Origin of the sequence: Dyadobacter sp. CY323 (genome assembly GCF_021390245.1) — a bacterium.
Classification (GTDB): Bacteria; Bacteroidota; Bacteroidia; order Cytophagales; family Spirosomataceae; genus Dyadobacter.
The window spans coordinates 44,590-56,981 of record NZ_JAJUXH010000028.1 but is presented as its reverse complement, the minus strand read 5'-3'; the positions used below and the strand labels follow the sequence as shown (position 1 = coordinate 56,981).

At 48.4% G+C, this 12,392-nt stretch carries 5 protein-coding genes; 2 read left to right on the top strand and 3 right to left on the bottom strand.

The genetic code is table 11. The features are described from left to right. Window positions 1-128 precede the first annotated feature (128 nt). Both LZG72_RS26600 and LZG72_RS26595 read left to right on the top strand, forming a co-directional pair. On the top strand, window positions 129-8,060 hold the full coding sequence (locus LZG72_RS26600) for a Calx-beta domain-containing protein (RefSeq protein WP_233878187.1): 7,932 nt from the start codon (window positions 129-131) through the stop codon (window positions 8,058-8,060). Then, the gene (locus LZG72_RS26595; protein ID WP_233878186.1) at window positions 8,057-8,224 is read left to right on the top strand and encodes a hypothetical protein; all 168 of its coding nucleotides are present in this window, start codon (window positions 8,057-8,059) and stop codon (window positions 8,222-8,224) included. Before LZG72_RS26600 ends, LZG72_RS26595 begins: the two co-directional genes overlap by 4 nt. On the opposite strand, the gene LZG72_RS26590 is transcribed toward LZG72_RS26595, so the two are convergent. The 3 genes from LZG72_RS26590 to LZG72_RS26580 all read right to left on the bottom strand — a co-directional run bounded on the left by LZG72_RS26590 (window position 8,221) and on the right by LZG72_RS26580 (window position 12,383). Then, window positions 8,221-10,596 (bottom strand): TonB-dependent receptor, encoded by a 2,376-nt coding sequence (locus LZG72_RS26590; protein ID WP_233878185.1) that lies wholly within the window; start codon window positions 10,594-10,596, stop codon window positions 8,221-8,223. The two genes, LZG72_RS26595 and LZG72_RS26590, sit on opposite strands and share 4 nt — an antisense overlap. A 197-nt stretch (window positions 10,597-10,793) precedes the next feature. Then, window positions 10,794-11,204 (bottom strand): cytochrome c, encoded by a 411-nt coding sequence (locus LZG72_RS26585; protein ID WP_233878184.1) that lies wholly within the window; start codon window positions 11,202-11,204, stop codon window positions 10,794-10,796. A gap of 6 nt (window positions 11,205-11,210) precedes the next feature. Continuing rightward, on the bottom strand, window positions 11,211-12,383 hold the full coding sequence (locus tag LZG72_RS26580) for a PQQ-dependent sugar dehydrogenase (protein ID WP_233878183.1): 1,173 nt from the start codon (window positions 12,381-12,383) through the stop codon (window positions 11,211-11,213). Window positions 12,384-12,392: the final 9 nt, after the last annotated feature.

Sequence of the window (12,392 nt, the reverse complement as noted above, 5' to 3'; positions counted from 1 at the left end):
TTCTACCTGATCAGGCTGCATTGAAATTCCATTCAGATTTAATAATAAAGACACAGAACATGCAGCATGTTCTGTGCCAAGATGTGTGCCCCGCATTTTTCCATTCATATCCTTGATACCTGCCTAACATGAAAAAAAACCTCTACCAGTCGCTAAGGGTTTTAATTACCCTCGTTTTTATCAGTCTTTTTTGTTCGCTGGCACAAGCCCAGGAATTGAGTATCAGCAATATTTCGGTTCAGGAAGATGTGGGGTTTGCTACATTTTCTGTGTCGCTTTCAGCGAATTCGGCTAATGTGGTGACGGTTCACTACGAGACTGCCGACTACTCCGCAGTAAATCAGGATGATTACACGTCGGCATCCGGAACCCTCACTTTTCCTGCAAACAGTACTACCCCTCAAATCATCAAGGTTCCAATCGTCGATGATTTGATACACGAGAATCAAGAGGCATTTTATATAAACCTGAGCAATGCAACGAATGCGACTATTTCTACTCCGAATAGTTTTTGCCAGATCCTGGACGATGATGCCCAGCTGAATATTTCGCCGTCTGTTACCGTATCGGAAAATGCAGGAACTGCAACGATCCTTGTAAACCTCTCTCAGCCTGTCCCATATGAAGTGACGGTGGATTACAATACTGCGGATGGAGGTGCGAACGCCTCAGAAGATTACGTTTCCAAATCCGGCAAATTAACATTTCCTGCAAACAGCACTGCTCCGCAGGCCATTGTTGTGAATATTACCGATGAGGCCATCTACGATCCAAACGAGCACTTTACGGTACAGCTCAGCAATCCGGTAAATGCCAGTATAGGTTCAGCGACTTCCTATGTATATATTACTGATAATGAGGTTCAGATTAATGTAGGGCCGTCTGTCACTGTGGCGGAAGGTGCGGGGAATGCAATATTTACGGTTTATCTGTCGGCTGCCGTTCCTTACGAGGTCAAGGTAGATTACAGTACTTCGGACGGCAGCGCCACGGCGCCGGGGGATTATACCTCCAAGTCGGGTACAGTGGTTTTCCCTGCGAACAGTACTGCACCGCAAACCATCAGCATCCCCATTGTTGACGATGCCATATACAATACGAGCAAGTATTTTACTGTCGTTTTAAGCAATCCCCAGAGTGCGACTATCGGTAATGGAACGATGTACGGGTACATTACCGATAATGATGTTTTTATTAACATCGGCTCGGCCGTGACAACTTATGAGGATGCCGGCACGGCAGTATTTACTGCTAGTCTGAGTGCGCCTAGTTCACAGGAAATTACGGTTACATTCACTACCGCAGATAACAACGCTACCGCTCCGGCTGATTACACAGCTACTACCGGTACCATTACGTTTCCGGCAAACAGTACCCAGCCGGTCTCTTTTTCAGTTCCTATTATCGATGATCAGGTTTTCGACGATAACGAGAGTTTCAGTGTAACATTGAGCAATGCCGTCAATGCGACCATTAACACAGCCACAACCTATGCTTATATCATCGACAATGATACGCAGATCAACCTTTCGGCCCCGCTGGCGGTTTCAGAAGGCGGCGGACAACTTACCTTCACCGTTTACCTCACTGCACCGGTAAATCATGTGGTCACTGTTGATTATTCCACCTCAGACGGAGCGGCTACAACACCCGGGGACTACACCGCAGGATCGGGCGTTATCACATTTCCGGCCAATAGTACAGCTCCCCAAACGGTCACCGTACCTATAATCGATGACAGCGTGTATGACCCGGGAGAATATTTGTATCTGACGCTTACTAATGCAGTTGGCGGCTCCATCAACAGCGGCAGCACAGTCGGGTACATCATTGATAACGATGCGCAGATCATTATTGGCAGCGGCATTACAGTCAGTGAAAGCGAGGGGACGGTTTCATTGCCGGTATACCTCTCTAATGCTGTTGATCACGCAGTTACGGTAAACTATTCTACCGCAGACGCATCAGCCACGACCCCGGGAGATTACACGGCCACATCCGGGACCATCACTTTCCCTGCTAATAGTGTAGCTCCGCAACCGATCAGCGTGACCATCATCGATGATAAAGTTTATGATCCGGGTGAATATTTGTCGGTGACATTAAGCAATCCAACCGGGGCTTCTCTCGGAACGGTGTCAAGCAGCATTAGTATCACAGACAATGAAGCGCAGATCAATATGTTCGCTGGTATTACAGTTCTGGAATCTGCCGGAACAGCGACTTTTACGGCATATCTGACATCAGCAGTACCTTATGATGTTACCGTCAACTATGCTACCAGCAACAATTCCGCGACTGCGCCAAGTGACTTTACGGCTAAGTCCGGCACCATCACTTTTCCCGCAAACAGCACTGCTCCGCAAACAATAAGTATTGCGATTATAGCAAATGCGACGGCAGAACCCGACGAAATGTTTTCTGTTACATTAAACACGCCGGTTAATGCTACCATCAGTAACAGCACACAATCGTGTGTCATTACAGAGAATACAACTCCTGCTTCTGTCATTGAAATGATTGCAAATGCATCGGTTTCCGAATCGGTGGGAAATGCGTCCATCCTGGTTTCGTTGTCGCAGGCGAATGCGTCGCCGGTTACTGTCAATTATACCGCAGCAAGTGGCAATGCAATTGAAGGGACCGACTTCACGGCTACCTCGGGTACCATTACTTTCCCGGCCAACACCACAGCCCCGCAGACGATCACAATACCCATTATAGATGACTATGACTATGATCCGGGAGAGCATTTCACAATCACATTATCTGGTCCGACGAATGCTACCATCGGTACTGCCACACAATACACATACATTATTGACAATGATGCGAATGTTGGCTTTGACCCCACTTACGTGACGGTCTCCGAGAAAGATGGTAATGCAAGTTTCAGTGTAAGGCTTTCACAAAAAGTGCCTTACGAAGTCCGGGTTGATTATGCAACGCAGGCAAGCTCCGCGTTGCCAGACGAAGATTTCACGACAACCAGTGGAACAGTTGTATTTCCTGCAAATTCAGTCATACAGACTTTCAATGTGCCCATTATTGATGATCAGATCTTCGAGGGCGCAGAAAGTTTCCAGGTTGTTTTGTCAAATCCGGTGAATGCATCCCTGATTTCAAATTATGCATATGCCAATATCAATGATGATGACGCCTCTCTGAATTTTGAACCCACTTCGGTGACCATTTCGGAAGGTGCCGGTACGGCAACATTTACAGTAAGGTTGTCGCAGCCGTTACCGCAGCAAGTGACGGTGGATTATTCCACCGCGGACAATGGCGCATTGGCGGGGTCCGATTATACTGCTGCATCCGGCACATTGACGTTTCCCGCAAACTCAGTTGTACCTCAAAGCTTTACCGTATCAATCCTGAATGACCAGGAAACGGAGGGTCAGGAAAATTTCTACGTAAACCTGTCAAATCCCGTAAACGCATCCCTGGGGAGCTACTCGTCGGCACCCGCATACATTAATGACAACGACGCGACTGTATCTCTGGATCCCACTTACGTGTCTGTTTCGGAAGGCGCAGGGACAGCAACATTTACAGTCCGCCTTTCGCGGCCCATCGCATCGGTCGTGACGGTTGATTACGTTACCTCGGACGCAGGCGCGGTTGCAGGGTCGGACTATTCGGCGACCTCCGGAACTCTGACGTTCCCTGCCAATTCCGTCGAGCCTCAGAACTTCACCGTTCAGATCCTAAATGACCAGACTTTTGAGTACGGGGAAAATTTCTATGTAACCCTTTCCAATGCGGTTAATGCGTCGATTCAAAGCTCGCAGGCATATGCCGCGATCAGTGATGATGATGCGACGATTAGTTTCGACCCCACTTATATAACCGTTACAGAGGGAGAAGCTGCGGCCACCTTTACAGTTACATTGTCGCAGCCTGTGTCTTCGGCGGTGACGGTCGAGTATGCGACCGTGGATTACAGTGCCGTTGCAGGGGAAGATTATACCGCCAAAACCGGAACCATAACTTTTCCGGCAAACAGCATCGCACCTCAAAGCTTTACGGTGCCGATCATTGACGACAAAGTACACGATCCGAGTGAAAGTTTTGGAGTGAATCTTACGAATGCAACAAATGCAACGCTCCTGAACGCGACAGCGACCGCCGTAATAAATGGTGACAATGATGCATTTGTGAGTATCGAGCCGAACACGGCAAATGGCACGGAAGCAACCGGCTCGGTTACTTTCACGGCCACGATTTCCCGGGCAGTTCCGTATGAGGTCAGGGTTGATTATTCCACTGCAGACGGCGGCAGCGCTACTCCCGGAGCCGATTATGGTGTGAAGGCAGGAACCCTCGTATTCCCTGCAAATTCATCGCTTCCTCAAACCTTCGTCATACAGGTGACGGACGATCTGCTGTATGATCCGAATGAATCCATTATTGTTAATTTATCAAACGTAGTGAATGGGTCCATTCAGAATGCAACCGGTTATGGTTACATTATTGATAATGATCCTAAAGTAAGCCTTAATCCTGCTGCCGTAGCGGTTTCTGAAAGCGGTGGAACTGCCAATTTCACAGTTACATTATCCGATGTTGTACCTTTTGACGTCACGGTCAATTATAAAACAACTGCCGGGACAGCGACGGAGGGTACCGATTATGTTGGTAAATCAGGCACCGTTCGCTTTCCAGCCAACTCGAACACATCCCAAACCATATCGATCGCGATTTCGGATGACTTCAATTACGAAGCAAACGAAACATTTACGGTCACCATTTCAGAACCGACCGGAGGGTTTTTAGGCAATGCCACCGCCACCGGGACGATTAACGACAATGACCTGGAAATTGCATCAACCCCGGGGCCGATCACAGTGAGCTGCGCCGGAGAAGTGCCCGTTGCCAGCGGATCCAGCATTACAGTAAACAACCATTGCGGAGACACCCCTGTGATTACTGTTTCCGACGCCATTGCTCCGGGCTTCACCTGCGCCAACCGCTACGTGATCACGAGGACCTGGACGGTAACCAACACATGCGGCAACAATAAGACGACCACCCAGACTATAACGGTGGATGATCAGACTGCGCCGGTGATCGCAGGAACTCCCGCGACCTTGAACGTGACCTGTTCCGCAGCCGTGCCGGTAGCCAGCATCGGCGCCGTGACCGCGACCGACAATTGCTCGGGCGCGGTAACCGTGACCGTAGCGGATGTAACAACACCTGGAAGCTGCGTCAACAAATACACGATCGTGAGAACCTGGACGGCTACGGATGTGTGCGGAAACAAATCGACTTCTTCACAAACCATCAATGTAAATGATAACGTAGCCCCAGTTATTGCAGGAACGCCGGCGAATATCACAGTTACCTGTGCAGCGGACGTTTCGGTTGCCAGCATTGCTTCTGTTACTGCAACAGATAATTGTGCGGGTACTGTAACCGTTACCGTGGCGGATGTTATTACCGCCGGATCTTGCGCCAATAAATACGTAGTGACCAGAACCTGGACTGCTACTGACATTTGCGGAAACCAATCCACATCTTCCCAAACCATTACGGTTAACGACAATGTCGCACCTGTTTTGAGCGGCACACCTGTGGCGTTAACGGTTTCGTGTGCAGCGGATGTACCTGCAAAAAGCATTACCGGGCTTTCGGCCACCGATAACTGCACGGGCACGGTTACCATCACAGTAGATGACGTGACAACCCCGGGAAGCTGCGCCAACAAATTTACCGTAACCAGGACCTGGACCGCCACTGATATTTGCGGAAACAAATCGACTTCGTCACAAATTATCACGGTTGACGATCAGACTGCACCGGTTATCTCAGGAACTCCAACCGCACTCCTCGTTACCTGTGCTGCGGACGTTCCTGCTGCCAGTATCTCGAGTGTGACGGCAACGGACAATTGCGCAGGTACGGTTGCCATTACTGTGGCAGACGTAGTGACGGCCGGAAGCTGTGTCAATAAATACAGCATTACCCGCACCTGGACTGCAACAGATGTTTGCGGAAACAAAACGACAAGCTCTCAGGTCATCACGGTGAATGACAATGTAATTCCGGTCATCGCGACGTGCACGCCAAACCAGTCGTTTACAACGGACCCGAACGTGTGTACTTACACCGTAAAAAATAATAACCTGACTCCGGCAGCGACAGACAATTGTACCAATACCGCCAATATCACTTTCAAATACACCTTGTCGGGTGTGACTACCAGCACTGCCGGCCAGTATACGAGTTTAAATGGCGTTGTATTCAATAAAGGTGTTACTACGGTAAGTGTAAAAGCCTATGATATCTGCGGAAATGAATCTGTGGCATGTTCCTATACGGTAACAGTCGCCGATGGTCAGGCACCTGTTACTCCTGTAATTGCGGCTGCGACCGGTGAATGTTCAGCTACTGCCGTTGCGCCGACAACCACGGACAACTGCGATGGTACCATTACCGGAACCACCACGAACCCATTGACTTATTCCACGCAGGGAACACATACCATTGTCTGGACTTTTACAGATAGTAATGGAAATACCACTACTGCAAACCAATCGGTTGTGGTGGATGATGTAACTCCTCCGGTGAAACCGACCATTGCAGCAGCTACCGGTGAATGCTCGGTTACTGTTTCAACCGTGCCAACTACTTCTGACAACTGCGGAGGTACCATTTCAGGAACAACGGTTAGCCCATTGACCTACAATACACCCGGAACGCATACGATTGTGTGGGTATTCTACGACGGCCGCGGCAACACCGTTTCTGCAAACCAAACCGTGACTGTTACGGACGTTACTGCACCAGTGAAACCGACTTTGGCAAATGTTACAGGAGTTTGTACAGTAACACCTGTTGCTCCTACTACCACGGATAACTGCGCCGGAACGATTACCGGGACTACAACAACTACCTTCCCGATCACGCATGTGGGAACGACGGTAGTTACCTGGACCTTCAATGACGGTTCCGGAAATACCGTGACGGCCGACCAGACTGTGATCGTTTCAGGAAGTGATCAAATGACAACTTCTGCGGGTTCTTCCACCACCACGTTTCCGGCGGATGGCCAGTATGCATACGATGACAACTGCCAGTTGGTAGCGAAGATCGTCCCTATAAACCTGACCGGCTCTGTGACCAGTAATGTGTGGATCGAGAGCGATAATGTAAGCGGACCGTATGTGAAACGTCACTACCAGATCACACCGGCGGTGAACCCAACGACGTCGTCGGCTACAATTACGCTTTATTTCACCCAGGCAGAATTTGATGCTTTCAATGCAGTTGTTACGGATGATGTGCCATCAGCACCGGACGATAAAGCCGGAAAAGCCAATTTGAGGATCGTGAAGTATGAAGGAAGTGCGCCTGGCGGACTTGGCTATACCGGGGATAAGAGTACCATCAATCCTGAGGACGCCGATATCGTGTTCGTGAATGGACGATGGGAAGTTACATTTGCCGTTACCGGTTTCAGCGGGTTTTTCGTCACAGCGGAGTTTACGCCACTGCCAGTCAAACTCATTTCTTTTAATGGTAAAAAAACCGGTGAAAGCCAGAATACGTTAAACTGGGTAACTGCCGACGAAGTCGACTTCAAAGGGTTCGAGGTTGAGAAAAGTGAAGATGCGAAGCATTTCGAAACAATCGGGTGGGTGGCTAGTCTGACCGAAGCAGGTACTTTGAAAACGTACCAGTTTACTGACAAAAAAGCAGCATACGCGACCAGCTACTATCGACTGAAAATGATAGACACCGACGGAACAATCGCTTTCTCCAAGATCATAAACATTGGTAATGCGGTCGAAAAATCAATCGTAGGCCAGTTTTATCCAAATCCTGTGATCAATGAAAATGCGAACATCGACATCGTAGCGGCCGAGCAAGGTAACTGGGTAATCACATCTTACGACCTGACTGGCAGGGTGATCGGCAAGCAAGTGAAAGCACTTTCGAAAGGCAAGAATACGGTGAACATCAAATCAGATCCGTCGATGCTCGGTACAATGGTTATCCGCTTTGAGAACCAACATCAGGAAGTACAAGTAAGAAAGTTGATCAAACAATGAGAAAGTTTAATCACACCATGGCACTGAAATGGATGATTTATCTTCCATTACTCTTACCGGTCTGCATTATATTCGGTGCATTGGAAGGGATGTTCAATGCGGTTGTGAGGATCATTAAACAAATTAGCCTGGATCTCCGGATCCAGGCTAATTCAAATTTTTAAAACTTGTAAGCTAAACTCAGCCGGTAATTCCTCGGCGGTTCCGACTGCCAGTAGTAAGCCGGCAGCCACTCGTAGTACCCACCCGAGTAAAGGTATTTATCGAGTACATTAAATACATTTAATGTCAGCCTGATCTTATCCTTTTCCCAGAAAAGACCACCATCGAGCTTGAAGTAATTTGGCAGGTTAGCCGCACTGTTCGTTGTACTCCAGCTTGCTGTGGCGCGATCTGCCAGGTACGTGAAACCTGCCGAAACGCCGGTGCCTTTCAATGCGCCATTCTGGACTTTATAACTCAACCAGCTGTTTACCGTATGTTTGGCATAACCCGGGATCACATCACCGACGGCAACTGTTGTTACACCCTCAGTCACTTTGGTAACTTCGGAATTTGTAAATGCATAGTTTGCGATCAGGTTCAGGCCTTTTACAATCGTTCCCCGGAGGTCAAACTCCACACCCTGGGCCCGTTTCTGCCCGAGTACGATGCTTAATCCGGCATTAGGAGGGCTGTTTGGATCGGAAGTGAGCTCATTGTTTTTAACAATGCGGTAAACCGAAACCGTCGTATTCCAGCGTCCGTCCGCCCAATCTCTTTTTACACCAAACTCACGATTGCTGCCGGTAATGGGTTTTACATTGCCGCCGCCCGTAAGCCTTCCCGATTGGGGCAGGAACGCTTCGTCATACAAGGCGTAAACGGATGTATTTGTATCGAGCGAAACGCTCAATCCAAGTCGTGGCGTGAAATGGCTCGCTGTTTCTGGCGCACCTCCGTAAGATGACTGGCTTACATGCGTATACCGGCCTGCCAGCGTAAGTCTTATTTTGTTGTCGATAAAACCGAGTTCATCCTGCAGGTAAATGCCCGTGTATTTCTGGTCCATGGTGCCACCGCCGTTTACAGCTCTTGCTTCCAGGTTCAGCGTGCGATCGAAAACGGGGTACCCATTGTTTGGAGTGCCATAATTAGGAGCAGAAGGAGTAAATCCGCCGCCCAGGGTATCCAGCGGATGAGATTGTGCCCAATCCGCAAAGTAATTTTTCGTGCCTACATCTATTCCCCCGAGAATCCGGTGTCTTACCCCGCCGGTTTGTACATCACCATTGATAAAGGCCTGTGAAAGAGTCATTTCGCTTAATGCGTCCCATATACCGACAGCCCGCATAATGGTATCTTTCACGACTGCATTAGGCCACATGCTGCTTCCTTTTTGCTGATAGTTGAAGTAGCCCACCTGCGCGGTAAGTTTCCAGTCTTTGTTAATCTGATGCTGCAGGTTCAGGAATACGCTCTGATCTTTGATTTTAGTAGGTTCAAGTCCCGGAGGCATGGCGGTGAAATCTCTCGGCAAAGTTGCATACCCTTCGGTAGAAAACACATAAAATGAGCCTACATCGGACATTTTCGCATACTGCATGGTATATTCCGCGGTCACCTTCGTCTTGTCGTCGATCTGATACGAGATCACCGGCGCGATGCTGTACCGGTTGTTATACTCATAGTCTCGGAACGAATTTTTGTTCTGGCCTGCCACATTCAAACGGTATAGCAGCTTGCCGTTTTTGCTCAATTTCCCATCCAGGTCGAGTGACGCGCGATACAGGTCGAAGCTACCCATCGTTAAGTTCACTTCACCTTTTGTTTCTCCGGTCGGTTTCTTGGTTACCACATTATACAAGCCGCTCGGGTCGCCGTTTGCAAGCATAAAACCAGCTGGGCCTTTTACAAATTCAATGTGGTCTACGAAGCTCATGTCTTCCGTTAATGGCCCCCAGTACGAACTCACGACATTGAAACCGTTTCGGAATGCCTGGATCTGCGAACCGCGCATCATGATGTTGGTATACATGTCGCCCCAGTGTTCAAGCCGCGTCGCGCCGCTCACGTTCCGGATCAATCCATCGCTCATACTGATCACCTGCTGGTCGGATAGTACTTTCGACGTCACTACCTGCACATTCTGAGGTGTTTGTAAAATGGGGGTGAGGAGTTTCAGGCCGGATGAAAACTGGTCGTCTTTATACAGGTTTCCGCCTTTCACAATCACCTCCTGCAACTGGTTCGCACTTTCGGAAAGTGTGACAGAAACCGTCGCCGTTTCCCCCGCAACTACCGTCACCGGCTTTTCCTGCGTAGCTGAGCCGACAAAGCTTACAAGCAAAACATACTCGCCGGCTTTCACGCGTTCAATCGTGAATTTACCCTGCGCGTCTGAAATGGCACCTTTGGAACTTCCTTTGATTCCGACCGAAACTTGTTCGGCAGGCTGGCCGTCGGAGCTGAGTACCTGGCCGGATATCTTGCCGTTTTGCGCGACTACGAGCGTAGCCGAAAGCATGAATAGGAGTAAAGTAAAAAGTCGTTTCATTTTATTTGAAATTAGTCTAAATAATTTTGATCGAGTAAAGATCGTTGTGCGAAAACAGCTATACAAGTATTTATTTAGATTTATTTCAAATAGCAGGTCGCGTGACCCGCTCATGTTTACAGTTTGTTGAAGTTAAAAAACTAAAAAACCGCATGAACTTTTCAGAACATGCGGTTTTAAAATGACAATAAATAACGCTATTTTTTCTCCTTCACGTCTTCAACCATCTTCTCGGTAATCATTTTTTTTCCGGAAGAATTGCCCCACGAATTCATAATGTAATTCATCACATCGGCGATTTCGTCATTCCCCAGTCCCGGATTCGGCATCATATTGTCATAGTCTACCGCGTTCACCTTAATCTTCCCAATGAGCCCAAACTTCACAGCCTTGATCGCATTTTCAGGGGTTTGCATCAGGTAATCCGACTTTGCCAACGGTGGAAATGTAGCAGTAACACCTTCTCCTGTTCCCATGTGACAGGTAATGCAGTTTTCGGAATAAACCATTTTGCCGCGTTCAATGCTTTTTGCCAGCTCATCCTCCTGACTTGGGATAATGGCTGAGCAAAAGACAATTAACGAAAGCAAAGTCAATAACAACTTCATATCAGATCAACTTTTAGGACTAATGCGGACCACCTTGCCTGAATTTTCCAGAACGACATAAATGTTGCCGTCCCATGCCTGGCGGACGTCACGTACGCGGCCGATTTTATCAAAAATAACTTCGCGTTTCGTCACTTTGTTGCCTTTAACAGTAAGATGTTGCAATTGCATGAATTTCAGTGAACCCACGATCAGATCGCCTTTCCAGTCTTTGAACTTGTCGCTGGTAACGAAAGTCATACCGCAAGGTGCGATGGAAGGTCGCCAAAAAATGACAGGCTGCTCCATTCCTGCCAGAGCCGTGTCTTTTGATATAATGCTGTTGTCGTAATCAATGCCATAGGTGATTTTCGGCCAGCCGTAGTTTTTGCCTTTTTCGATGATATTCAACTCGTCGCCGCCTTGTGGACCATGTTCCGTTTCCCAGATCGCGCCGGTGGTCGGGTGGATAATCAAACCTTGCGGGTTGCGGTGACCATACGTCCATACCTCCGGTTTCGCGCCTGCCGTTTTTACAAATGGATTGTCGGTAGGGATTTTTCCATCTTCAAATAACCTTACTACTTTTCCCTGGTCGCGTCCAAGATCCTGCGAATTTTCTTTCTGGCCGCGTTCGCCGAGCGAAAGGAACACATACCCTTTTTTATCAAAAACAATCCGCCCGCCGTAATGGACATTGGCTTTTACATTCGGAAGTGCTTTGAATAATTGCTGAATTTCAACCAACGCGTGGTCTTTCAACTTTGCCCGCATTAATCCGGTATTTGCACCGTCGTCGTCACCTTCTTCTCCATCTTTTTTAGGTGACGAATAACTGATGTAAATCCAGCCAGTTGTCTTATAATCAGGATGCAATGCGATATCAAGCAATCCACCCTGGCCTTTGTATAATACTGCAGGTATTCCCGAAATTTCCTGTGGGTCCAGTTTTCCGCCTTTTACCAATCTTAATTTTCCGCCACGTTCGGTCACCAGCAAGTCGCCGTTTGGCAGCAATGCGGAAGCCCAGGGCATGGTAAGTCCACTCGCAACGGTATCGACCTTTAAATCAGCTTCGGCAAGTTTAGCGGCTGATTTAGTATCCGTTTCGATTCCGCTATTGCTCATGAGCCCGATTGAGGCGGTCAGTAATAAGCCTCCCAGCGCAATGGGGAAGTATTTTTTAAAGTTCTGTTTCATAAAGTATGG